Here is an 827-nt window from a genome sequence, read left to right as displayed (position 1 = left end):
GCTCATTAAATTGAATCGACTCGCCGACGGAAAACCAGAGAAACAACGTTCGCTACAAGCCATTGAAAAACAACTGTTTGAATTGCCACTGAGTAAAGCGCAAGTAACCGAAATTGCGCAAAAGCTGTCGACCATGGATAAAGATTCCGAAGTTGGCATGACGCACTACCAAGCATTATTGGCAGAGTTTTCCCATGAGTTGGGGCGTGCGATGTCGGAAAAATTGGACAACGTAAATCAGCAATTGGCTCAATGGCGAGGGAAAGAGAAGTAGTGTTATACCCGAAATACAAAACCATCGGTGCACGCTTAATTGCCGCTTTTGCTTGCAGCACGCTCTTGCTTACCGTGGTGTGTTTGGTCGCTTGGGCGACATGGAACAGCTTGGATAATCAGGTGCGCCTTTTGTTGGAAGATAGCGTGCCTAAATATAACGCCAGCTATTTTCTCGAAAGTAAAACCAGTGAAATTAACCGCCGCGTAGAAGCGCTGCAAGCGGTAGACAACAAAGTACAGCTGACTGAACAAGCTATGCAGGTCAACGAGCAATTGGCTTCGATTTCGACCGTTCTGAAAAGCAATAAGATGAGCTCGGAGTTTTATCAATTGCTCGAATCGGAAGCTGGCCTTGCCTCGCTACTGGAAAAGTACGTGGATATGATTTCAACTCGCATCGATCAAACTCGCCGCGTAGACCAACTGATGGAGCAGATTAACTGGCTTCACCAAGATATTCGCTCTGAGCTCAAACCGGTTCGACAAGAAGTGCATTGGCAGATTGAGCGGGTAAACGACTCGAAAGAAATTCAAAACTTGCTGGTGCAATT

General features: G+C 46.3%; 2 pseudogenes. Both read left to right on the top strand.

From position 1 onward, the window contains the following. A pseudogene (locus R7Q46_RS26115) lies at window positions 1–274 on the top strand (ABC transporter substrate-binding protein); the annotation flags it as partial. After that, window positions 274–827: pseudogene (locus R7Q46_RS26110) on the top strand (two-component sensor histidine kinase); the annotation flags it as partial. The pseudogenes R7Q46_RS26115 and R7Q46_RS26110, both read left to right, overlap by 1 nt.

Source organism: Vibrio sp. 811 (assembly GCF_033339195.1).
This window is presented reverse-complemented; position numbering and strand designations above follow the sequence as displayed.